This window comes from Rubneribacter sp. (assembly GCF_965361815.1).
Genome location: NZ_CBDTNW010000088.1, coordinates 19,070 through 40,952, shown reverse-complemented (window position 1 = coordinate 40,952; position 21,883 = coordinate 19,070). Strand labels below are relative to the sequence as shown.

Annotated in this window: 21 protein-coding genes; 16 read left to right on the top strand and 5 right to left on the bottom strand. The window is 64.4% G+C overall.

What is annotated here, in order from left to right; all coding sequences use genetic code 11:
• Positions 1 to 8: 8 nt before the first annotated feature.
• The 6 genes from brnA to ACWKY3_RS06605 all read left to right on the top strand — a co-directional run bounded on the left by brnA (position 9) and on the right by ACWKY3_RS06605 (position 5,887).
• Positions 9 to 146 (top strand): type II toxin-antitoxin system BrnA family antitoxin, encoded by a 138-nt coding sequence (gene brnA, locus ACWKY3_RS06630; protein ID WP_449315640.1) that lies wholly within the window; start codon positions 9 to 11, stop codon positions 144 to 146.
• 155 nt (positions 147 to 301) lie between these two features.
• A complete protein-coding gene (gene lysA, locus ACWKY3_RS06625) occupies positions 302 to 1,657 on the top strand; it encodes a diaminopimelate decarboxylase (protein ID WP_449315639.1) in 1,356 nt (451 codons plus the stop codon).
• 91 nt (positions 1,658 to 1,748) lie between these two features.
• Complete coding sequence (locus ACWKY3_RS06620; protein WP_449315638.1) at positions 1,749 to 2,057, top strand: type II toxin-antitoxin system prevent-host-death family antitoxin; 309 nt, start codon at positions 1,749 to 1,751, stop codon at positions 2,055 to 2,057.
• Positions 2,032 to 2,355, top strand: a complete 324-nt coding sequence (locus tag ACWKY3_RS06615; RefSeq protein ID WP_449315637.1) for a type II toxin-antitoxin system RelE/ParE family toxin — start codon at positions 2,032 to 2,034, stop codon at positions 2,353 to 2,355. The genes ACWKY3_RS06620 and ACWKY3_RS06615 overlap by 26 nt, the downstream gene beginning before the upstream one ends.
• Before the next feature lie 47 nt (positions 2,356 to 2,402).
• Positions 2,403 to 4,043: a response regulator transcription factor gene (locus ACWKY3_RS06610; RefSeq protein ID WP_449315636.1), complete on the top strand. Its 1,641-nt coding sequence runs from the start codon at positions 2,403 to 2,405 to the stop codon at positions 4,041 to 4,043.
• A gap of 170 nt (positions 4,044 to 4,213) precedes the next feature.
• Positions 4,214 to 5,887 (top strand): FAD-dependent oxidoreductase, encoded by a 1,674-nt coding sequence (locus ACWKY3_RS06605; protein WP_449315635.1) that lies wholly within the window; start codon positions 4,214 to 4,216, stop codon positions 5,885 to 5,887.
• Between the two features lie 200 nt (positions 5,888 to 6,087).
• On the opposite strand, the gene ACWKY3_RS06600 is transcribed toward ACWKY3_RS06605, so the two are convergent.
• The 3 genes from ACWKY3_RS06600 to ACWKY3_RS06590 form a co-directional block, all read right to left on the bottom strand.
• Positions 6,088 to 6,846 (bottom strand): DmsC/YnfH family molybdoenzyme membrane anchor subunit, encoded by a 759-nt coding sequence (locus ACWKY3_RS06600; protein ID WP_449315634.1) that lies wholly within the window; start codon positions 6,844 to 6,846, stop codon positions 6,088 to 6,090.
• 137 nt (positions 6,847 to 6,983) lie between these two features.
• On the bottom strand, positions 6,984 to 7,589 hold the full coding sequence (locus tag ACWKY3_RS06595; protein WP_449315633.1) for a 4Fe-4S dicluster domain-containing protein: 606 nt from the start codon (positions 7,587 to 7,589) through the stop codon (positions 6,984 to 6,986).
• On the bottom strand, positions 7,589 to 10,426 hold the full coding sequence (locus ACWKY3_RS06590) for a molybdopterin-containing oxidoreductase family protein (protein WP_449315632.1): 2,838 nt from the start codon (positions 10,424 to 10,426) through the stop codon (positions 7,589 to 7,591). The genes ACWKY3_RS06595 and ACWKY3_RS06590 overlap by 1 nt, the downstream gene beginning before the upstream one ends.
• 279 nt (positions 10,427 to 10,705) lie before the next feature.
• Between ACWKY3_RS06590 and ACWKY3_RS06585 the strand changes: the two genes are divergently transcribed.
• The 5 genes from ACWKY3_RS06585 (at position 10,706) to ACWKY3_RS06565 (ending at position 16,029) form a co-directional block, all read left to right on the top strand.
• Positions 10,706 to 11,395 carry a hypothetical protein gene (locus tag ACWKY3_RS06585; protein ID WP_449315631.1) on the top strand — a complete coding sequence of 230 codons (690 nt, stop codon included), beginning with the start codon at positions 10,706 to 10,708 and terminating at the stop codon, positions 11,393 to 11,395.
• A complete protein-coding gene (locus ACWKY3_RS06580; RefSeq protein ID WP_449315630.1) occupies positions 11,392 to 12,129 on the top strand; it encodes a TorD/DmsD family molecular chaperone in 738 nt (245 codons plus the stop codon). Before ACWKY3_RS06585 ends, ACWKY3_RS06580 begins: the two co-directional genes overlap by 4 nt.
• A gap of 1 nt (position 12,130) precedes the next feature.
• A complete protein-coding gene (locus ACWKY3_RS06575) occupies positions 12,131 to 12,817 on the top strand; it encodes a ferric reductase-like transmembrane domain-containing protein (RefSeq protein WP_449315629.1) in 687 nt (228 codons plus the stop codon).
• Positions 12,818 to 13,020: 203 nt separating this feature from the next.
• Positions 13,021 to 14,556: a helix-turn-helix transcriptional regulator gene (locus ACWKY3_RS06570; protein ID WP_449315628.1), complete on the top strand. Its 1,536-nt coding sequence runs from the start codon at positions 13,021 to 13,023 to the stop codon at positions 14,554 to 14,556.
• Between the two features lie 186 nt (positions 14,557 to 14,742).
• A complete protein-coding gene (locus tag ACWKY3_RS06565; RefSeq protein WP_449315627.1) occupies positions 14,743 to 16,029 on the top strand; it encodes a homoserine dehydrogenase in 1,287 nt (428 codons plus the stop codon).
• A 154-nt stretch (positions 16,030 to 16,183) separates the two neighbouring features.
• On the opposite strand, the gene ACWKY3_RS06560 is transcribed toward ACWKY3_RS06565, so the two are convergent.
• Positions 16,184 to 16,624, bottom strand: a complete 441-nt coding sequence (locus tag ACWKY3_RS06560) for a HEPN domain-containing protein (RefSeq protein ID WP_449315626.1) — start codon at positions 16,622 to 16,624, stop codon at positions 16,184 to 16,186.
• The gene (locus ACWKY3_RS06555) at positions 16,617 to 16,946 is read right to left on the bottom strand and encodes a nucleotidyltransferase domain-containing protein (protein WP_449315625.1); all 330 of its coding nucleotides are present in this window, start codon (positions 16,944 to 16,946) and stop codon (positions 16,617 to 16,619) included. Before ACWKY3_RS06555 ends, ACWKY3_RS06560 begins: the two co-directional genes overlap by 8 nt.
• Before the next feature lie 325 nt (positions 16,947 to 17,271).
• Between ACWKY3_RS06555 and ACWKY3_RS06550 the strand changes: the two genes are divergently transcribed.
• The 5 genes from ACWKY3_RS06550 to dnaK all read left to right on the top strand — a co-directional run bounded on the left by ACWKY3_RS06550 (position 17,272) and on the right by dnaK (position 21,717).
• Positions 17,272 to 17,688 (top strand): hypothetical protein, encoded by a 417-nt coding sequence (locus ACWKY3_RS06550; protein ID WP_449315624.1) that lies wholly within the window; start codon positions 17,272 to 17,274, stop codon positions 17,686 to 17,688.
• Between the two features lie 8 nt (positions 17,689 to 17,696).
• Positions 17,697 to 18,137: a MarR family winged helix-turn-helix transcriptional regulator gene (locus tag ACWKY3_RS06545; RefSeq protein ID WP_449315623.1), complete on the top strand. Its 441-nt coding sequence runs from the start codon at positions 17,697 to 17,699 to the stop codon at positions 18,135 to 18,137.
• Between the two features lies 1 nt (position 18,138).
• Positions 18,139 to 18,996, top strand: coding sequence for a DUF5685 family protein (locus ACWKY3_RS06540; protein WP_449315622.1), 858 nt, complete (start codon positions 18,139 to 18,141; stop codon positions 18,994 to 18,996).
• Positions 18,989 to 19,792, top strand: a complete 804-nt coding sequence (locus tag ACWKY3_RS06535) for a J domain-containing protein (RefSeq protein ID WP_449315621.1) — start codon at positions 18,989 to 18,991, stop codon at positions 19,790 to 19,792. Before ACWKY3_RS06540 ends, ACWKY3_RS06535 begins: the two co-directional genes overlap by 8 nt.
• 128 nt (positions 19,793 to 19,920) lie before the next feature.
• A complete protein-coding gene (gene dnaK, locus ACWKY3_RS06530; protein WP_449315620.1) occupies positions 19,921 to 21,717 on the top strand; it encodes a molecular chaperone DnaK in 1,797 nt (598 codons plus the stop codon).
• The last annotated feature ends 166 nt before the right edge of the window (positions 21,718 to 21,883 follow it).

The window sequence follows — 21,883 nt, the reverse complement described above, 5'->3', positions numbered from 1 at the left end:
TGCGGCGCGTGAACGTGGACTTCCCCGAGTGGATGATCGACGAGCTGGACCGCGAGGCCAAGCGCGTGGGCATCAACCGCCAGGCGGCCATCAAGACCTGGATCGCCGAGCGCATCGACCGCACGCGCGCCTCCCGCTCGGCGTAGGCGCGCACGAAACGGGTCTGGCGCCGCAGCGCGCCCGCTGCGGCTTCGTCGCAAGCCCGTCCGCAGAATTCTATGATTTCACCTGTTGGACACGAAAGCGGCCGATTGCGATGGTAGACTGGGCGCATTCTTCGACCGCACGGAAAGGAGCCACGGTGGCACTACCCGCAGCCGACTTGAGCAAGCAGCCTGACAACCGCACGACCATGGAGCTGGGGGCCGTGCTCCCCCTGACGGCCGAAGTGCGTGACGACCATCTGTTCGTGGGCGGCGTCGATATGGTGGAGCTGGCCCGCGAGCAGGGCACGGCGCTCTACGTCATGGACGAGTCCGACATGCGCACGCGCATGGAAACCTATCTGCGCGCCTTCCGCAGCTGCCATGAGAACTCTGACGTCGTCTACGCCAGCAAGGCGTTCCTCAACAAGGAGGCCGCGCGCATCGTGGACGCGGAGGGGTTGTGCCTGGACGTGTCGGGCGGCGGCGAGCTGGCGTGCGCGCTGGCGGCAGGATTTCCCGCCGAGCGCATTTTCATGCACGGCAACAACAAGACGCCGCAGGAGCTGCGCGAGGCCATAGGCGCGGGCGTGGGCCGCATCATCATCGACAGCCGCATCGAGCTGGGCCGCATCTCCCAGATTGCCGGCGAGCTGGGTGTCGAGCAGGCCATCTACATGCGCATCACGCCGGGCGTGGAGGCCGACACGCACCAGTACATCCGCACGGGCTGTGAGGACTCGAAGTTCGGTTTCACCATGCGTGACGACTTCGCGTACCGCTGCGTGCAAGATGTGCTGGCCGCGCCGAACGTGCGCCTGGCGGGCCTGCACTGCCACATCGGCTCGCAGATATTCGCGCTCCATTCGTATCCGGAGGCCGTCGAGGTGATGGTGGACCTTATGGCGCGCATCAGGCAGGGCTACGGCATAGAGCTGGGCGAGCTGGACATGGGCGGCGGCCTGGGCGTGGCGTACACGGCTGACGACAACCCCGCCTCCATAGACGAGTTCGCCGAAACCATCACGGCGGCGGTGCGCGCGGCGTGCGAGCGCCACGATATGCCCGCGCCGCGTTTGCTCGTGGAGCCGGGCCGCAGCCTGGTGGCGAGCGCGGGCGTGACGCTCTACACCGTGGGCATCATCAAGACGCTGCCGAACATCCGCAAGTACGTGGCGGTGGACGGCGGCATGTCCGACAACATCCGCACGGCGCTCTACCATGCCGATTACGAGCCGGTGGTTGCCAACAAGGCGGCGCAGCCGCGCACGGAGATCGTCACCATCGCGGGCAAGCACTGCGAAAGCGGCGACGCCGTGGTCATCGACATGCCCATGCAGCGGCCCGAGATCGGCGACATCGTGGCCGTGTTCGGCACGGGCGCGTACAATTACACCATGTCGAGCAACTACAACGGCCAACCGCGCCCGGCCGTCGTGTTCGTGAAAGACGGGCAGGCGCGCGTGACCACGCGGCGGGAAACGTACGACGACCTCATGGCGCGCGACGTGTAGGGCAGGCGCAGAATGCCGCGATAAAACGAACGAGGCCCGCGATGCGAGCAGGTGGGGGATCCTTGTCGCGCTTTCCCTTGGATGATAAAATTTGGATAAAATTTTATCAGACCAGGAGGCAGCGATGAATATAAGACCGGTTTCGGACTTGCGCAATCATTACAGCGACATCGAAGCATCCGTCAAAAGCGATGGCCCTGTGTTCTTGACGAAAAACGGTTATGGCTCCTTGGTGGTCATGAGCATTGAGCAGTTTGAGCACATTAACGGCACGGTTGATCGGGCGCTCGACGAGGCGGACAGGCAAGCGGCCACCACGACCTTGCGCTATACGCATGACGAGGTGTTTGGCTCGATACGGAAAGGGCTGCGGAGTGGGCGAGTTCAAGAAGCGCTATAGTCTTCGCTACCTGCCTCTTTTCTGGAGCGATCTCAACGCGGCCGTCACGTATGCTGCCGAAGATCTGGGCAATCCTGACGCTGCGGAACGTTTGCTCGATCAAGTTGAGGCAAGAATACTCGACCACTTGACGATGCCCTGTGCTGCGGCGGTGTATAAAGGGACCAAGGAGTGTTCTGTTCCGTACCACTGGTTTGAAGTTGGAAGCTACATGGTCTTTTATGTGGTGATCGACGATGTTGTTGAGGTGAGGCGGTTTCTTTACGGGGCGCGTGATTTAACGCGAATGCTGCCGTAGCCAGCAACCTGCCGCCGCGTTGCCGACGACGGGGAAGGAAAGCGAACATGACGGCGAAGCTCGGCTCGGTGGACGCCAGCATGGGCCGCGCTACGCGGGGGCCGTCAGAGGCTGCGCCTAACGAAGCGAGCGCACTTGCGTCCCCTGAAACGCCTCGGTATAGTGTCCGCATGGGAACTTCGCCCGACACCGCACGCGCCGACAGATCCTCGCCGGCCGCATTTACTTTGGCCGCAGTGTGCGGAGGCGCCCTGCTCTCATGGCTTGCCGTGCATACGAGCTCTTCCGCTCTGCTCTTCCTCTCCGACAGCCCTCCCCTCGCGTTCAACGACGCCGTGGTCGCCATCTCGTTGCTGACAGCCGCCGGCAGGATGGTCTCGGCGCTTTTCCACCGGCGCCTCGACGGCCTGCTTGCGAAACGAAGCGCGCTTGTGGCAACCGCGCTGATTGCGGCGACAGGGTCCCCCATCGCCGCGCTCTCCGGGTTCGCCTCCTCGTATCCGCAGGTGGTCGCGGTGTTCTTTCTGGGGATGGCGGTGTCCATGCTCTTCGGCGCCGTGGTGCTCATGTCGGCGTGGATCGGCCTGCTCTCCCGTCTGGACGAGGGCTCGGTCATGCTCGCCGTGTCGCTTGCCGGGTCCCTCTCGCCCATGTGCTTTTTCATGCTCATGCTGCTGCCACGGGCGGCGGTCCTCATCGCGGAGACCCTGCTGCCCCTGCTGGCGCTCGCCTGTCTGCTGATAGCCCGGGCGGGCCCATCGTCCAAGGCCGATGCACGGACCGTTCTGGAAAAACCGGAGATGTCCCGTCCCGCCCCGCGAAGGCGGACGGCCCTTTGGGTTGCGCTGCCTGTGGGCGTGCTCTACTTCGGCCTGGTGGGACAGGTGGTGCGGGCGACGGCGTGGGCGGGCGGTGCGGAGGCGTACCCGGGCACGTTCTCCGTTTACCACGAGGTGGGCCTGCTGCTGGCGGCGGTGGCCCTGTGCCTGTACGCCGCCTTTCTCCGCCAGACGGGCCGCCGACATCGGACGAGCATCCGCGACGTCGTCCCGTTCATGCTCATGGCGGCGGGGATGATGCTGCCCGCCCTTGTGGGACCGTCGCTCATGGTGCTGACGGACCTCGTCGTTGGCGTGGGCTTGGGCGCTCTGGAGATGCAGCTGTTCTTCTACGCGGCGCTTCTTGTACGCGAGCGGGGTTGGTCTCCGTTCTCCTCCCTCTGTTACGCCTACGTGCCGCTCGAGCTGGCGGCGGGCATAGGGGCGGCGGTCCTGCCGATAGGCAGCGGGCTTGTCGACCAGGGCGTCGTCAGCTGGGAGCAGATCTCCATCGTCTCCATCTTCGCGTTCTTCGTCGTCATCTTGGCCACGTTCCTGCCCTTCCTCCTCAACCAGGACAAGCTGTTCTGCGCGGCGGATGCCGCAGCTGGCCGGCGCGGACCCCTCGCAACCGCAGCGCGCACGGAGGCGTCGCTTGACCGCGCGTTCGAGCCTTACGGGCTGACGGCCCGCGAGCGCGAGGTCGCGGTGTTGCTGCTGAGGGGCAGGAGCCTTCCCTACATCCAAGAGGAGCTTCGCATCTCAAGCGGAACTGCCAAAACGCACTGCATGCACATCTACCAGAAGTGCGAGGTGCACAGCAAGCAGGAGCTCCTCGACCTGTTCGAACTCCCGGCTGACGAGGGATAGCGGCTCGCCCTTCTGAGCGGGGCGAAACGTCTTCCCAGGTCAGCTGCTCAACCATACGAATCGCCCGATCGCGGCGGCGCAAGATAAGCCGTTTCTTTCGATGCGCGGAGCCGTCGGCGCCGGTACCGTTTCCCTTGTCGTGCACAGACAAACGAAGGGAAGGGATGATCATGAGGACAACGTTGACGAGAAGATCTTTTTTGGCGGGCGCCGGTGTGGCGGGCGCCACCTTGGCGAGTGTGGCGCTCGCGGGATGCGCGGGCGGCGCGCCGAAAGCGGCCGAAGAAGGACAGGGCGCAGACGCCGCGCCCGCGTCCGACGCAGCCCCCGCCCCCATAGCGGACGCCGACATCGACGAGACGCGCGATGCGGAGGTCTGTATCGTGGGAGCCGGCGTGGCGGGAGTCGTTGCGGCCCTGTCCTGCGCCGAGGAGGGCCTGCAAGTGACGGTCATGCAGAAGAAGAGCGCCATCAGCACGCAGGGCACCGGCGCCTCCTGCGTCGGCAGTCGTCGGCAGAAGGAGCTGGGGCTGGAAACCGGCTCCTTCGAGGATCTCATGCGCCTCAAAGCCGCCGAGGAGGGCGGCCTGGTGAACTACGATTTGTTCAAGCTGTGGTACGACCGCTCCGGCGAGGCTTTGGACTGGGTGTGCGACCACGCTTCCGAAAACGGCGTGGACGCCGTGTTCGACCAGATAGCCAACTGGGAGGAGGCCGACGACTGGGTGAAGACCACCCAGATCTCCTCCATGTTCAGCGGAGAGGACGGGGTGGGAGCTTCCGCCCTGATAGAGGCGCTCTACCCCCTGACGCTGGACGCCGGCGTCCAGTACGTGTTCGACACCACGGCCCAGCAGCTGGTGCGCGGCGACGACGGGCGCGTCATTGCGGTGATAGGCCAGAAAAAAGACGGCGGCTACGTGAGGATCAACGCCTCGAAGGCCGTTATCATCTGCTCGGGCGGCTACGAGAACAACCCCGAGATGCGCCAGAAATACCTGCCGCACGCCATGCGGTTCGACAACATCTCGGACAACGACGGCGAGGGCATCCAGATGGGCCTGTGGGCGGGAGCCGCCGTCGACCCGGCGCCCCACGCCAGCAACATCCACTACAACGTGTCCGAAACCGACGCCTACGGATCAGCCATCCCCTGGTTGCGCGTGGGCGTGGAGGGCACCCGCCTTGGCAACGAGGACATCGCGTACGGGTTCCTGCCGTTTTTGGATCTGAAGTCGAAGGAGGCGTACTGCTTCCAGGTGTTCGACTCCGATTTCGACGCCTATTACGAGAAGATGCTCGTGAACGGCTGCGGCATCTTCCGCTCCTTTCCGCCTGCAGAGGCGGTGGGGGCCGCCACGCAGCTTGAAACCTCCGAGGACACGAGCGCTTGGAGCCCGTTGAAGAAGATCTACGAGAGCTGCGTGGAGCAGGGCACGGCCGTGAAGGCCGACACTTTGGAGGAGCTTGCCCAGAAGGCCGGCATAGATGCCGCCGGGTTGCAGGCCACCGTCAAGCGCTATAACGAGCTGTACGATTCCGGTGCGGACAGCGACTACGGCAAGAAGTTCTCCCGCATGCACGCCGTGCGCACGCCCCCGTTCTACGCCATTCGGCGGCAGGCGTACGTCTTGGGGACGCTCGGCGGGCTGGTCATCAACGAGAACATGCAGGTGATGGACACGCAAGGCGAGGTCATCCCTGGTCTGTTCGCCGCCGGCAACGCCTCGGGCGGACGGTTCTTCGGCACTCCCGTGCAGGGAATGGCCGTGCCGGCCTCCACCATCTCGCGCGCCCTCACGTGGGGCTACCTTGCGGGCAAGTACATCGCCGAGAACGAATAGCGCAACCGGGCGCCGTCTGCGTCCCGATGGCGGGGGCAGGCGGCGCGACGGCACCCCGGTGCGGCGGCTGCGGACGCACTGCGACAAGGCGCCGCAAGATGCGGCAGCGCCCGGAAAAAGGGCCGTCGTTTCATCTCGGCCTGAAGGCAGAAAGGAGGGCGGCCACGTGGTCGCCCTCCTTTTGATCGTGCAACTTCTGTTTACAGCACGCTGATGGCGTAGAACGCGTAGCGCGCAACGGCAACGGCCACCACGGCTAGGGCGAGCGCGGCCCATGAGGCGGTCGCCGTTTTGAGCTTGCCCTTCCATGCCAGGAAGTCAACCGCCGCTGCGGCAGCAGCCAGCACGGCGCCCGCGTAGAACGCGAAGGCATCGTGCCCTGCGGCGCCGAAATTGACGCCGGCGACGACAAGCGAGACGACGAGCAGTCCGTCGATCGCCATCGAGGCGCCGGCGTAGGGGGCTTCGGTTCGCCTTGCAGCGTGGAAAGCGGCGTACAGCGCGAAGCCCATGGCGAGGTCGCCGATGATGAAGAGCGGGAACGTGGAGAGGTCGGCCCACGCCGCGTTCGTCTTGCTGGTGAAGTAGGCGTTGGCCATCACGAACATCAGCCCGGCCGACGCCAGCGCCGCGCCCACCCGCAACACGAGCAGCGAAGTCTTGCGGACGAACGCGACGACGATGTCTGCCGCCAGGAAAACGCACAGCGCGATGGACCAGTACGCCTCCTGCGCGATCATGGCCGAAGGGTTCGACAGAGCCAGCCAGAACAGCTCGGGCCTTTGCAGGTGCCCGAGGACGCCGAGCAGCCCCGCGCCCAAAAGCGCCAGGCACACGAGGGGGAACAACCATGCGCGCTTTGCGTGGCCCTTGTGTCCGAACACTGCGGCGGCCACGCTCGCGCCTGCGGCGAGACCGCCGAGCGTCGTGAACACGAAAAGGGGGAATTCGGTGATCATGTCGGTATTCCTTGTTTCTCGGCCGCAGGGGCGAAACGCGCCCGCCCCTGCGGCATTCGGTTACAGGCTTGCGGGTCCGAACGACAATCGGTGTCGCTCCAATCCGTTTACGGGTGCAAACGATGATCGCCGCCCGCTCACAGATCCCGCGCCACCTCCACGGGGTCGTCCTGCCATGCGGCGATCTTCGGCGACAGGATGTAGACGGTGGAGGGCTTGAGGTTCGACGGATCGGGAAGGTAGTGCGCGTTGTCGCCCGCCGCCGCAACGGCCTTGGCCGCGTCCGATTCGGGGTCGTCCAAATCTCCGAAGAAGCGCGCGCCGGTGCAGCAGTCGGCCACGCAGACGGGCTTCCAGCCGGGCTCGTCGTGGTACTGGTAGCACAGCGAGCATTTCGTGACCGTGCCGCTGTCGGGGTTGAGCGTGCGCACGTTGTACGGGCAGCCCTGCATGCAGGCGCGGCAGCCGATGCACGTCTCCTCGTTGATGAGCACGATGCCCGTCTCCTCGTCGCGGTACGACGCGCCCGTGGGGCAGGCCTCTATGCAGCCGGGGTTTTCGCACTGCTGGCAGGCGATGGGCAGCCAGTACTGTTCGATATCGGGGAACGTGCCGGTGGGGCCCACCACGTTCACGCGGGTGTTGCGCACGCCGAGCGGCAGGTTGTTCTCGTATTTGCACGCGGTGATGCACGTGTCGCATCCGGTGCAGCGGTCAAGGTCGACGACGATGGCGTATCTCATCAGATCACATCCTTCGTGACGGGTTCCGATTGCAAGGTGGGCATGAACGGCTGGAACTCCCTGGCCTCGGTCCAGATGTTCGCGGGCTTTTCGCCCTTTTCTATCTTCACGGTGAATCCGCGGTTGGTGTAGGTGCCGATGGCGGGGTTGAACGGAGCGTCGCTCTTCGTGAGCACGTTGACGTTGCATTCGCGCCAGCCGGCGGTCTGGCTCGGTTGGGACTCGTCGAAGCATTCAGGGTTCCAGAAGCGCTCCATCCACACGCAGCGCGGGTTCACGCCTTCGGTGAGGTAGGCCCGCGCCGAGATGCTGCCGCGGCGGCTGGACACCTTCACCCAGTCCATGTGCGCGATGCCGTGCTCGGCGGCCGTTGCCGGGTTGATGCGGATCTCCGCAGTGGGGAACAGCTCACGGGCGAACGCCGAATGGCGCATCGTGCCATGATGGAAGTACGGCACGCGCCCGGAGGTGAGGACAAGCGGGAACTCCTCGTCAGAAAGGGGGCTTTCGGCCGGCTCCACGTAGGTGCAGATGGGGCTGTAGTCCTCGCAGGGATCCTGCGGCTCGGGGTAGGCGTACGGGTAGCCGGTTCGCGCCAGCTTGAGGTACAGCGAGGCGTAGGGCTCAAGCTTGCGCGACTCCGTGCCGAAGCCTGCGGGCAGCCCGTCATCGACGATCATCTCGTGTTGGTTGTACACGTAGTACTTGTCCTCGGGCGTGACCTTGGGAACGTAGGTGTCGATGTTGGCCTGCAGATCGTCCCAGCTTTCCGCGCCGAAGGTCTTGGCGCAGCTTGCTTTGACGGCCTCTTCGGTGGCTTCGCCGACATACGCGTTGGGGACGCCGGGCAGCGTGCCGCCCCACTTCTCCTTGCACCGCTCCAGGATCTGCGCAGTGGGAATGGAGTGAGACACCGTCTCGCCGATGTGGGTGCACTCGTTTTGCAGGAACACCATGTTGAGGTGCTTGTGGTCGGTCAGCGGCTCCTCGAGCCATTCGCGCGTGGGGAACACGAGGTCGGCCGCTTCCACATGAAACGAGGTGAGCATGGGGTATTGGCAGATGCAGTAGTCGATCTCGGAAATGGCGTCGTACCACGACGAGGCGTTGGCCAGCATGGCCAGCTTGTTGCCCGACACGTCGAACCACAGGCGCGGCTTGTAGGGCTCGCCGGTGGTGATGGCCTGCAGCACCGAGGGGATGTGCACCATGAACCAGGTGTGCAGGCCCTTGTGGGCGGTGGTGCCCAGGCCGTCTTTGTACATCTGGTTGACCATCTTCTGGATTTCGGGCATCTCCTGCGCGGCCTTCTCCATGCGCGCCTGGTTCGCGGCGTCCGACAGGCCCGGGATGGCGCAGCAGCCGTACTTGGTCATCGTCTGAGGGGCGTTTTGCGTCACGCGCGACGTGGGGATGCTCGCCGGACCTTTCTTGGTGAGTGACGCGCCGGGCTTGTTGATGTAACCCATGATGATGTCGAGGCCGATGGCGCCGATGGACGCTTCGGAGGACTGCGGGTGCTGGTCGGTGGCCACGCCGTGGTTGATGCCGCCGGTGGTGCCGTCGTCGTCGGCATGGGTGTACAGGCGGATAGCCGCCTCAATCTTGTCGGCCTCAAGCCAGCAGATCTCAGCCGTGTGCTCGAGCGTCCAAGGGTCGGCCTCGTCGGCGTATATCTTGCCTGCGGTGCGGTAGGTTTTGCCGTTCACCTCTCCCTCCCAGAACACCTCGGGATCGACCACGGCGTTTTCGGGAGCCGAGTACTCGAAAGGCGCCAGCGCGTTGGTCTTGAGGTCGAAGCAGACGTAGGCGGGCGTGTCGTCGGGGGTTGACTGCACGAAGTCGGGGAACAGCTCGTTGGCAAGCACCGGAAGTTTCGTGTCCGGATCGATGAGGAAGGGCAGGTTCGTCCAGTACTTCGTAAACTGTTCGTTGTACAGCTTGTTCTCGAAGATGTAGCGGAACCAGCACAGCATGAGCGCGGTGTCGGTGCCGGGACGGATGGGCAGCCACACGTCGGCCTTGGTGGCGTCGGGGCTGAAGTTCGGGTCGATGACGACGGTCTTCACGCCGTTCGCGCGCAGCTCGGCCATGCCGCGGCCGGATTGCGCCGTTTGCGAGACGGACGGCTGCGCGCCCCAGATCACGATCACCTCGGAGGCGTTGTCGTTGACCTTGAAGAACTCGGTGGACATGCTGTCGGCCACCGATTGCGACTGGTTGTCGCCCACCATGAACACGGTGGCGCAGATGCGCGGCATCAGGCACTGGGCCGCGCCCGGCTCGAAGATGTTGGGGGAACCCAGCGACACGCAGGTGGTTTTGATCTGGTTGGACGAGTAGGATCCGCCGCCGCCCGTGCTGCCGAAGAACGCGTAGGGACCGTATTTGTCGATGGTGTCGACGATATGGGTGGCCGCTTCCTCGATAGCCTCGTCCCAGGAGATGATCTCCCACTTGTTCTCGCCCCGCTCGCCCGCGCGACGCATGGGGTGCAGGATGCGCCGCGGGCTGTACATGGTCTGCAGCTGGTTGAGGCACTTGGGGCAGATGGAGCCACGCGTCTCGCCGCCGTCGGGATCCCCCATGAGCTTGACCACCACGCCGTTTTTCATGTAGGCGAGCACCGGGCAGTGGCCCAGGCAGCCGTGGCAGCAGGTTTTCTTCACCTCGTCGTACTCCACCTTCTTGTACTGCCCGCTGCCTGCTTCGCCCGTTGCCGGGCTTGGGGACGTCTCCGTCATGCAGCCGCTCATGCTCGCGCCGACGGCCGCAGCCGCGCCTGCGAGCAGCGCGCCCTGGACGAACGTGCGGCGTGTCAGGTTCGCTCTCGTCATAGCTCTCCTCCTTTTGATGCCGTAGGTAAAACGTGCAAGTGCAGTATGGCAACCGCGGCAGGAGGGCGAAACGCCCAAACTGAACCGAAGTTGGGGAATCGAATCCGGCGACCAACCCAATTTGCGTTGGTTCGGGATGGGTCGGCTGCGGAAAGCACGTAGCGTGCGTCTGGCCAACGAAGCCGAAAGATCGCAGAATGCCGGACGAGAGGCAAGCTTGTGCGGGCCTTGCGGGCAAGGACGTTCGGCGTGCGAGCGCAAGCGCAGATAGGAGGAGCCATGGACACGATACAGGACGAGGCGTTCGGAGCCGCGGTCGGCGAAGGCGCGCTCGAAAGTCTGGAGAAAACGGTCAACCGGCATCCGCTCAACCGGGAGATCCTCATCAAGACGCTCCGGTACTGCTACGAGGAGCGCGCCCTGCGCGATGTGGAGGAGAAAATCCAAACCTATCCTGAGTTCGCCCAGTGCACGCAAAACCCCTACCGGCTCGTGCGGTTTCTCGTCGATGCGGGCGGTTTGGACGAGGTGGAGCGGGCCGAGGACGGATCGGTCGTGCGTCCCGAGGACAAAGAAGGACTCACGGAGGACGAGGTGGACGATCTTGTGTGCGAGCTGGGCTATGTGACCACGGAGGCGGGCCGCACTTTCGCAGAGGCGAACTTGCCTGAGGCGCGCCTGCGCGCGCTTTTGGGGTTCGCTTTGGAGCGCAGGGGCGTCTACCTTGAGGTTCTTGAGTTCATCGCGCAGGCTCCGCGTTCGTATGCGGAGGTCAAGGAGCTTTTGGCGGGGCATCCTGTGCTCGAAGTGACCATTGACGGCATGCGGCAGACCATGCAGCCGAGCGTGTTCGTGGACAAGCTGGAGCGCGCCGGGGCGCTCGTGTGGGATCAGGGATGGAATCTGTCGGACGACGGACTTCGGTTTTTGAAGGAGCTGAGGGCCGCCGAGGAAGGAGGGGCGAGATGACGGACGAGCGCGAGGAGGCACGGGAGGCCGGCTGCGTCGATGAGCAGATTGCGGCTGCGTTGGAAGGACGACGGTCGTTTTACGATCTTTTGGCGGCGCTGTACTTCAGGCCGCTTTCGGCCGAGCAGGTAAAGCGATGCGCGGAATTCGACTGGGCGCGGTATGCCGAGGTGAACGAACGGTTCGCCGCCGGCGCCAACGATGTGCGGCGCTATTTGCGCAAGCGCAACACGGGCACGCGGCAGGAGTTGGCGGTCGATTTCACCGGGTCGTTCGGCGGCATGTCGGCGTGGGAGGGCCGGTGCGCCGTTCCCTATGAGTCGGTGTTCACCTCCGAGGATGGCCTTATGTACCAAGAGTCGTACCATGAGGTGCACACGCTGTTCAGGGAGTCGGGCGTGGCGCGGGCCGAAGGCTACGACTATCCTGACGACCATCTGTCGTTTATGTTCGAGTATCTGGGCGTGCTGTCCGGCCGCATGGAGGCCGGCGTGCGAGACGGTGCATGGGAGGAAGTGCTGAACTGGGCCGAAACGTCTGCCCGGTTCGTGGACGAGCATATCCTGACGTGGTTCGCCGACTTCGAGGAGGTGGCCTTGCAGCTTGTGAAGACAAGGTTCTACCGGGGGATCCTCGGCATCACCGAGGGGTTCTTGCGGTTTGATCGCGAGCTGCTCAACGACGTGGCCGACGTGGCGCGTTTGCGCGCGACCGAGCGTGCGGAGGTGGCGTGACATGGCCTTCCTCGCAACGCTCGCCTGCGGCTTCGTAGCGGTGATCGCGCTGCAAAAGCCCATCGCCAAGGCACCGCTTGCGTTCTACGCGCTGTCCGTGGCGGTGGTCGTGGCGTGCGTGGCCTCAACGATGCTTCCCATGCCCCGGTTCGTGTGGCAGGCTTTGTTTGTGCTGGAGCAGAAGTGCGTTTTGCCGCTTGCTCTGTTTGCCATCGTGATGTTCGCGGGGTGCTTCTCGAAGGAGTCGTTCGTGTCCCGCCGCATCAGGCCCATCCGCTCGGAATTGTCCATCATCGCATGGATCCTGTCGCTTGCGCATGTGGTGGTGTACGTGCAGGGATACGTGCCGCGCATCCTTGGCGGGGGCGTTCTGGCGGGCAACGTGGCGGTGTCGTTCGGCGTTGCCGTGGCGCTGCTCGCGCTTCTGCTTGTGCTGGGCGTGACGTCGTTTCAGGTGGTGAAGAAGCGCATGTCCACCGCGCTGTGGTCGAAGGTGCAGAAAGGCGCGTACGTGTTCTTCGGGCTGGCGTTCGCGCACGTGTCGCTCATGCTGGCGCCGTCGGCTGTGCAGGGCGGGCGGGCCGCTCAGGTGAGCATCGCGGTGTACGTGGCGGTGTTCGCGCTGTACGCGTGCTTGCGTGTGGCGCGCGCCCTCCGCGATCGCGGTGATCGGGAGAAAGCGGCCTGAGGCGTGCTCGCGTGTTCGAAAAACCTTGCGGTGGGGTTGCCGCCTTGGGGCGGGCTTGTCGCATGGCGGGAGCGCGGGGTGCGGCGTCCTGGGGCGGATGCGGCGTTTGGGGAAGTTGGCGCTATGGTATAGTCGGCCTTCGTCGGGGCGCGAGATCCGCTCGGACCCCTCGGTGCTGGCTGGATTCGATGAAGGGGGATCGCATGGGGAGGGGCACGTTCGAAGCCAAAGTGCTGGAGGCGCTGCCGATAGCGCCGTTTCTGGCGTTCGGCCTCATCGTGGCATGGTCTCAGATCCCTGGCAGCGGTAGCGTGCAGCTGCCGCGGGTGTGCGAGAGCGCTGCGGGCGTGTCGTTGGAGTCTTCGATCGAGGCGCTTGCCAACGGCATCGCCCTCATCGTGGCGGGGCTGGCCGCCCGGAAGCTCGGACGGCCCGTTTTGGAGCCGCGTCTGGTGTTCGCGGCGGGTGTCGTGGCTGCCGTCGGCTGCGCCGCTTTGCTGGTCGTCGAGCCGCTTGGGCTGCCCACCGCGCCGTCGTATGCGCTGACGGCGTTGGCGCATTGCGTGTGCGGGGCGTCCACCGCCGTCATCTTCCTCAAAGCAGGCGAGCTGTACGGCGGCCTGTCGGGTCGGGCCGCCATAACGAAGCTCGCATGGTCGCACGTCATGGCGGGTTTCGTCTTTTTCTTGGTGGTGGGGATGGGCGTGTGGGCGATTCCCGGCACGGAAAACACGCTGATCGGCGCCGTTGCGTATGTGGGGCTGCCGTTGGCGGCGGCCGCATGCGCGAACATGACCCCCTTGGAAACCAGCGATGCGCCGTACGTGGAAAGCGACAAGGGCGTTCCCTCGGTGTTCTGGAAGCTGATCGCCGTCATTTTCGTTTTGTGCTCCGTGATGATAGCGGTGAGCACCGCCACCTCGTCGCTGTATCCCAACGACGTGGTGGCCGAGGGGTCGCATGTAAGCAACTTCGTGCGTATCGCTTTGGCGTTTCTGCTGATATGGAGCGCCCTTTCTCTCGGCGCGGAGGACTTCGCGCTCGGGCGCGCCTACGTGGCCATCATGCTGTTCTCCATCGCGCTGGTCACCATGTCGCCGGTGATGGTGGAGGTGTCATCGGCGTGGGGATACCTCTCCAACGTGGTGATGCTGCTGTTTCGCATGCTGCATTGGGTCATCCTCAGCCTCATCGTGTGCCAGAAGCACCTCTCGCCGGTGCTCGTGTTCGGCTTGGGATGCGGCACGCAGACGCTTGGCAGGGCCATCGGCGGGTTCGCGGGGTACGCGCTAGCCGACGGCTTCGGCGATCCGTCGTTCCGCTTCGTCGTGTGCATCGCGCTCACGCTGGCCATCGTGTTCTGCGCGTTTCTCGTGTTCTCCGAGAAGGCGCTCGACGAGCTGTTCGCTCCTTCGAGCGCCTCCGAGATCACGCTCGTCGACCTGTTCGGCCCCGTGACGCATCCTGTGGTCGATCTGGAGGCCGAAGCCCCCGTCGCCAAGCGACGGTTTGCGGAATGCGTTGACAAGCTGTCTGAAAGGCACGGCCTGTCAAAGCGGGAGAAAGAGGTGTTCCGCTATTTGGCGATGGGCTACAACCCCAACATGATCGCGGAGAAGCTTCACATATCGTGGAACACCGTGCGGGGCCACTCGCGCAATGTGTACGCGAAGCTCGGCGTGCACACGAGGCAGGATCTTATGGAGCTGGTGGAAAGCGCGAAGGGCGCTGCCGAGTGATCGCAGGAGTCTCCCTGCGGCGGGCTGGGTTTTGCGCGCAGGGCGGGGCCTTCGAATCGGCGCCGCTGAGCGGTAGAGGTTCGCCGCTTTCTTTCCGTTGAGGGTCGCAGGGCGGGCGCGCTGCTCTACACTGGTGCGGACAGGAAGCGGCCGCCGCGCTGCCGGCGACGGGGAAGGGAAGCGAACATGACGGTAAAACTCGGTTTGGTGGGCACCGGCACGGTGGGCGGCGGGTGCATCGAGATCCTCAAGAAGCATCGTGAGGATTTTAAGCGCCACTACGGCGTTGACCTGGAGCTTGTGCGCGTGTGCTCGCGCAATCCCGAGCAGGCCCTCGCGCATGGCGTGGAGGACGTCTTCACGCAGGATTATCGCGACATCTTAGACGATCCGAGCATCGACATCGTCATCGAGCTCATCGGCGGCACCACCGTGGCGCGCGATGTGGTGGTGGGCGCGCTGCGCGCGGGCAAGAACGTGGTCACGGCCAACAAGGCGCTCATGGCCACGTACGGCGAAGAGGTCATGTCTGCTGCCGACGAGGCTGGCAAGGAGATTGCCTTCGAGGCTAGCGTGGGCGGCGGCATCCCCATCATCGACCCGATGAAGCACTCGCTCATCTCCAACGAGGTGTCCTCGGTGATGGGCATTGTGAACGGCACCACCAACTACATGCTCACCCGCATGGTGGAGGACGGCTTAAGCTACGACGACGCCCTGCGCGAGGCGCAGGAGAAGGGCTTCGCCGAGGCCGATCCCACCGCCGACGTGGACGGCTTCGACGCCGCCGCCAAGATCGCCATCCTCGCGTCCATCGCGTTCAATTCGCGCGTGACCTTAGACGACGTGCATACCGAAGGCATCCGCAACGTCACCACGATGGACTTGGACGCCGCGCGCGACATGGGCTACTGCGTGAAGCTGCTGGCGTTGGCGCATCGCACGGACGCGGGCATCGACGTGCGCGTGCACCCCACCATGCTGCCGCTGTCGCACCAGCTGGCCACGGTGAACGGCGTGTACAACGCCATCTACGTGACGGGCGACGCCGTGGGCGAGACCATGTTCTTCGGCGAGGGCGCGGGGTCGGGGCCGGCTGCGAGCGCCGTCATGGGCGATGTGCTGGAGGTGGCGCGCCACGTGACGCTGGGCGTGGGACCGCTTGTGGGCTGCACCTGCACCGATGACGTGCCCATCGTGCCGATGGAGGAGCTCAAGACCAAGTACTACATCCGCTTCAAGGTGGCCGACCGATCCGGCGTGCTGGCCGCCATGGCGGGCGTGTTCGCGAAGCACAACGTGAGCGTGTACTCGGTGGTGCAGCGCGGCAAGAAGGACGGCGGCTCGGTGGATCTGGTGTACGTCACGCACACGGCGCGCGAGAAGAGCGTGCGCGACGTGCTGGCCGAGATCGCCGAGCTTGACGACGTGCTGCGCGACGAGCCGAGCGTCATCCGCGTGGAGGACGAGTAGCGCTTCGGTTCGCCCTGCTTGCCGGCCCGGATGTTTCACGTGAAACATCCGGGCTTTTCACGTTTTGCGGGTTTCTCGTTTGCGAACCTCCGACGTTTCACGTGAGGTGCCGGAGGCTATCTTGCCGCCGAATGTCCGATCTGTCGAGTCTCGCTCAAATCAAGGCGTTGGCTTCAGGGGCGTCCTCTGTATGAACGGTGACGTATTCATATCCGTTGTCGGCAAGCATGGTGGCAACAAAGTTGCAATCTTTTATTGCTTTCGTTGCTTCTCCGATTGATATATCTGGTGTGGTTTCGTATCGTGCTGCGACGGCGTACAAGGTCAGGTCAATGGCCGCCTGGATGGCTGGTTGACTTGCTTTGAGCCACGCCTGTTCGATTGCTGTAGAAAGCAAATCACCGATGTCGTGGCTTTTCGGCGGAACCTGACCGTTTTCGGTAAACACAGCTTTTACCATCTTCTCTGCCGCTTGTTGACAGTGAAACGCTATGGCTTCGCTATGGTCTTGGATGCTAGCTTGGACAAGGGCGTTCACGGCGAGGGCGTCTTTGCTTGCGGCGTACATAAAGCCGGTGTAAATGGGGCTAGCCATACATCTTCACTCCTTCGCAAGCAACAACGTATTCTATGTTCGCCATATCGTGTTGGCGTTCATCGAAGCGTTTTGCCGAGCCAACGACGATATCCTTAGGCATTCCCATCCAGAGCAGTGCGTTGCCGATGCGGCCTGCGCGCGTGAAACGACTTTCCTTATCGTCGGGAACCACAACATAGAGATCAAGGTCACTACCAGGCGATTCTTCGCCACGTGCGTAAGATCCGAACACATAAATGGCAGTTGTGGGAACGGAGGACACGATGCTCTCAACAATCTTGTTGAGATAGTCGGTTGGCAAATGTATGCCTTTCTGCACAGAGAACCTCCCTTCGTTGCTTGATTTCTAGATTTTGATTATACCTTGCCTTTGAATCAGAAAGAAAGGATGCGGGGTCTTCCGCGTGATTCTGTGGCTGTCTTGTGGTGGGAATATTTCGGTTAGGTGACGGGCGGGCGGGATTGCTGAAAATAGTCTTATTTTATAACTAAATACACGAAGCGCCGTATCGAGGTGCTGTGCTGCGCTGCTACGCTGTGGTGCAGCAAGGCGGCACTTGCGCTGGAGCAGTGCAGCGAGCGGCACCGCCGTCCGCGCCACGGCGTGATGGCGAGGACGCAAAAACCAGAGAGGAAACATCATCGTGCGAGGATTTTTTCAGCGGCTCCAATATCAAATGGCCGCATGGATGCAGGGGCGCTACGGCATGGACGGGTTGTCGAACTTCCTGTTGGCAGTGGCCATCATTTTGCTTTTGGCATCCATTGTGCCCGGGTTGGATCTGCTGTTGTGGCTGGCGTTCATCGTGCTGGCTGTGTCCATGCTGAGGTCGTTCTCTAAAAACATTCCGGCCCGTGCAAAGGAAAACGAAACCTATGAGCGCCTGTCCGCCGGACCGAAGCGCACCTATGCATTGGCGAAAAAGGCATGGACCAATCGCAAAACCACGCGCTACTTCAAGTGCAAGGGCTGCGGTCAGGTGCTTTCGGTGCCGAAGGGCAAGGGCACGTTGCGCGTGGTGTGCCCCAAGTGCAAGACCGAAACCCGCAAAAAATCGTAGGAGCGCCAATGGAATTTGACGAGTTCAGACGCGAGTTGTTTGCGGCGGCTTACAGCATGCAAAAGGCGCTGCACGTGGTGCTCGCGCCCGCGTGTCAGCGTCATGGGCTCACTTTGCAGCAGTTCCACGTGCTGGTGGAGCTCTCGCACGCGCCAGGGCAGATGCCCAGCCGGGTGAGCGAGCGCACGGGCATCCTGCGCACGAACTTCTCCGGGCTGTGCCAGCGTCTTGAGGATCAGGGGTTGGTGGATCGCCGCCGCAGCCAGCAGGACGGACGCGCTTACGAGCTGAGCGTGACCCCTGCGGGAAGCGCGCTGCTCGAACAGGTGGACCAAGACGTTCGGCGTCGCTACAACGCAGTGGTCGAGCAAGAGCCGCAGGAGACGTTCGACGCTATCCTCGCCGGCGTCCGCGCGCTTGAAGTGCTGACCGCCAAGCTGGGGAGCTAGCATGTTCGGATACGTGATGCCGCGCACAGAGGAGCTGTCCTCGGAGGAACGCGACCGCTACCAGGCTTTGTACTGCGGGCTCTGCCGCGCTTTGGGGCGGCGGTTCGGGCAGCGCTGCCGCGTCTCGCTCACTTACGACATGGTGTTTTTGGCCATGATCTTGGGATCGCTCTACGAACCGCAGGAGGCGGCGGGCTGCAAGCGCTGCGCCCCCCATCCGCTCAAAGCGCATCGGTACGTGCGGTCTGAGTGCATCGACTACGCTGCGGACATGACCGTGGCGCTTGTCTACCACAAGTGCCTGGACGATTGGAACGACGACCGCAACGCGGCGGCGCGCGCCTATGCGCAGCTGATCGGTGCGCCGTACCGCGTTGTGCGCGAGCGGCATCCCCGTGCGTGTGCGGCCATCGAGGAGGGCCTGGCCGACATCGGGCGCATCGAGCGCGCCGCCGCAACGGGTCCTGCCGAAGGCGAACCCGTCCTCGATGAGGCCGCCAACCGCTTTGGCACCTTGCTCGGTGAAGTGTTTGCGTACCGCGATGACTTTTGGGCCGAGGGCCTGCGCACGGTGGGGGCGAAGCTGGGAAAGCTCGTGTACATTATGGATGCGGCGCTCGATGCGGACGACGACCGCGCGTCGGGAAGCTACAATCCTTTGGTGGCGTGCGGCGTTCGGCCCGAGGACGTGCGCGAGGACCTGCAGTTCCTGGCAGCCGACGCCGCTGCGGCATTCGAGCGGCTGCCGCTCGAGAGGGACCTGCGTCTTATGCGCAGCGTCCTGTACGCCGGCATATGGCAGAAATACTGCGCGAAGGAAGCGAAGAAGAAGGAAGGCAGGGAGTCAGGCCGTGGCTGAGAACCCTTACGACGTTCTGGGCGTGAGCCGGGACGCCTCGATGGACGAGGTCAAGAAGGCGTATCGGAAGAAGGCGCGCGAGAACCACCCCGACCTGAACCCGAACGACCCCGGCGCTGCCGACCGGATGAACAAGATCAACGAGGCGTACGACCGCATCACGAACCCGGAGAAATACGCGGCCCGCGATCGCCGTGCCGCTGCGGCCAGCGGCCAAGGTGCGGGATCGCCCTACGGCGGGCCGCGCAGCGCGGGCGGTGCAGGCTACGGGCAGGGCGGTCCGGGCGGCGGTTCGGGATACGGCGGCGGCTACGGCACCGAGGGTCCCTATGGGTGGTCGGGCGGCTTCGGCTTCGACTGGGACGACCTGTTCGGCTTCGGCGCTCAGGGTGCGGACGCGGGCGGTCCGGTGCATCCGGAGGCGTCGGCCTCCGACAGCCCCGTGGTGCGCGGAGCCGTGGACGCCATCAACGCAGGGCGGTTCCAGCAGGCGGTCGACATGCTCAACACCGTGACGAGCGACGGCCGCAACGCGCGCTGGTACTACTTGAGCGCGCTCGCCCACAATGGCGCGGGCAACTCGCTCATGGCGTTGGAGCAGATCAGGCGCGCGGTGCGTCTGGATCCCGACAATCCCGACTACCAGCGCGCCCAGCGCTGGTTCCAACAGGCGGGGCAGACTTACCAGCAGGAAGGCGCGGCGCGCGGTTTCAGCATGGGGATCGATCCTGTGGCCTTGTGCTTCGGCATCTGGTGCTGCGGCCCGACGGTCTGCCGGTTCTGCATTCCGCTCTAGCAGGCGGCGCGGTGCGCGATGGCAAGCGGACGCCTGGCGATGCGGCAAACGGCGCCCGACGGCAAGCAAGCGCCCGGTAGCAGGCAAGCGCACGACAACACGCGAGCATACGACGAAAGGAAACGAGCATGGCGGCAACGATAGGCATCGACCTGGGAACGACCAACAGCTGCGTGGCCACGGTGGAGGGCGGCCGGCCCGTCATCATCCCCAACGCGGAGGGGGAGCGCACCACGCCCAGCGTGGTGGCGTTCTCGAAGGACGGCGAGCGGCTCACGGGCGGCGTGGCGTGCCGCCAGGCGGCGGTGAACCCGGACCGCACCATCACGTCGGTGAAGCGGCACATGGGCAGCGACTGGCGCGCGAATATCGATGGGCGCGCGTTCACGCCGCAGGAGCTTTCGGCCATGATCCTGCGCAAGCTGCGCCGCGACGCCGAGGCGTTCCTCAACCAAGAGGTCACCGACGCCGTCATCACCGTGCCCGCGTACTTCAGCGACTCGCAGCGCCAGGCCACCAAGGATGCCGGCAAGATAGCCGGACTCAACGTGCTGCGCATCATCAATGAGCCCACGAGCGCCGCGTTGGCGTACGGCCTGGACAACGGCATGCCGCAGAAGGTGATGGTGTACGACCTGGGCGGCGGCACGTTCGACGTGTCCATCATAGAGATCGGCGACGACGTGATAGAGGTGCTGGCGACCTCCGGCGACAACCACCTGGGCGGCGACGACTTCGACGAGCGCGTGGCGAACCACCTCATAGACGCCTTTGCGCGCGAGCACGGCGTTGGCCTGCGCCGCAGCCCGCAGGCCCTCCAGCGCGTGCGCGAGGCGGCCGAGCAGGCGAAAAAAGAGCTCTCTTCCATGGACTCCACGCAGGTGAACCTGCCGTTCCTTGCGCAGGGTTCCCAAGGTCCGCTGCATCTTGACATGACGTTGACGCGCGCCACCTTCAACGACCTGACGCGCGATCTGGTGGAACGCACGACCGGCCCCGTGCAAACCGCGCTCAACGACGCGGGCATCGCGGCGTCCGAGCTGGGGTGCGTGCTCTTGGTGGGCGGCTCCACACGCATCCCGGCCGTGCAGGAGCACGTGCGCAAGCTCACGGGCAAGGAGCCCTCGGCCTCCATCAACCCCGACGAATGCGTGGCCACCGGCGCCGCCATCCAGGCCGCCACGCTCTCCGGCGCATCCACGGGCCTGGTGAAGGCGAACAGCCTGCTGCTGTTGGACGTGACGCCGCTCAGCCTTTCCATCGAAACGGTGGGCGGGGTGGCAACGCGCCTGGTGGAGCGCAACACCACGCTGCCGGTGCACTACTCGCAGGTGTTCAGCACGGCTGCGGCGTTCCAGACCAGCGTGGAGGTGCGCGTGCTGCAGGGCGAGCGCCCCATGGCCAAGGACAACAAGGCCATCGGCACGTTCCGGCTGAAGGGCATCAAGCGCGCTCCGGCCGGCGTGCCCCAGATAGAGGTGACGTTCGACATCGACGCCAACGGCATCCTCACCGTGTCGGCGAAAGATTTGGACACCGGCAAGCAGCAGTCCATCACCATCGACGACTCCGACCGCATGTCGGACGAGGAGGTGGAGCGCGCCATTCGCGACGCGGAGCTGTACGCGTCCCAAGACGAGGAGCGCCGCTCTGCCCTGGCTGCGCGCGAGGAGGCGCAGCGCCTGCTCAACGAGGTTGACCAAGCGCTGGCCGCAGCGGGCAAGCAGCTGGAGAAGGACGAGAAGAAGCGCGTCAAGGCCGACGCCGATGAGTTGCGCCGCCTGCTGGCGAAGCACCCCGGCGGCTTCGGCAAGAAGGCCCGCGAGGCGCAGGAGCAGGTGGAGGATGTGACGGGCATCAAAGCCGCAGCTGACAAACTGCGCGCTTCAAGCGAGCACGTGCGCGAGCTGGCCGCGCAGAGGTAAGGGTTCGGCCTGAGGGTTCAAGGGGTGTGTCCCACGCGGCCTGCTTGGGCAACACGGGGCGCACCGCCTGCACGGGCCGCAAATAACTCATAACTCGCCGACTTGGCATTTTTTCGACAAGCCTGTGAACTGGGGAAATGAATCATAACACCAGTTCATAGGCTTG

Bases quoted from the DNA above. Each gene is read 5' to 3' on its own strand.
- ACWKY3_RS06610 (WP_449315636.1), top strand. From the start codon at position 2,403: ATGACGGCGAAGCTCGGCTCGGTGGACGCCAGCATGGGCCGCGCTACG.
- ACWKY3_RS06605 (WP_449315635.1), top strand. From the start codon at position 4,214: ATGAGGACAACGTTGACGAGAAGATCTTTTTTGGCGGGCGCCGGTGTG.
- ACWKY3_RS06600 (WP_449315634.1), bottom strand. From the start codon at position 6,846: ATGATCACCGAATTCCCCCTTTTCGTGTTCACGACGCTCGGCGGTCTC.
- ACWKY3_RS06595 (WP_449315633.1), bottom strand. From the start codon at position 7,589: ATGAGATACGCCATCGTCGTCGACCTTGACCGCTGCACCGGATGCGAC.
- ACWKY3_RS06590 (WP_449315632.1), bottom strand. From the start codon at position 10,426: ATGACGAGAGCGAACCTGACACGCCGCACGTTCGTCCAGGGCGCGCTG.
- ACWKY3_RS06585 (WP_449315631.1), top strand. From the start codon at position 10,706: ATGGACACGATACAGGACGAGGCGTTCGGAGCCGCGGTCGGCGAAGGC.
- ACWKY3_RS06580 (WP_449315630.1), top strand. From the start codon at position 11,392: ATGACGGACGAGCGCGAGGAGGCACGGGAGGCCGGCTGCGTCGATGAG.
- ACWKY3_RS06575 (WP_449315629.1), top strand. From the start codon at position 12,131: ATGGCCTTCCTCGCAACGCTCGCCTGCGGCTTCGTAGCGGTGATCGCG.
- ACWKY3_RS06570 (WP_449315628.1), top strand. From the start codon at position 13,021: ATGGGGAGGGGCACGTTCGAAGCCAAAGTGCTGGAGGCGCTGCCGATA.
- ACWKY3_RS06565 (WP_449315627.1), top strand. From the start codon at position 14,743: ATGACGGTAAAACTCGGTTTGGTGGGCACCGGCACGGTGGGCGGCGGG.
- ACWKY3_RS06560 (WP_449315626.1), bottom strand. From the start codon at position 16,624: ATGGCTAGCCCCATTTACACCGGCTTTATGTACGCCGCAAGCAAAGAC.
- ACWKY3_RS06545 (WP_449315623.1), top strand. From the start codon at position 17,697: ATGGAATTTGACGAGTTCAGACGCGAGTTGTTTGCGGCGGCTTACAGC.
- ACWKY3_RS06540 (WP_449315622.1), top strand. From the start codon at position 18,139: ATGTTCGGATACGTGATGCCGCGCACAGAGGAGCTGTCCTCGGAGGAA.
- dnaK (WP_449315620.1), top strand. From the start codon at position 19,921: ATGGCGGCAACGATAGGCATCGACCTGGGAACGACCAACAGCTGCGTG.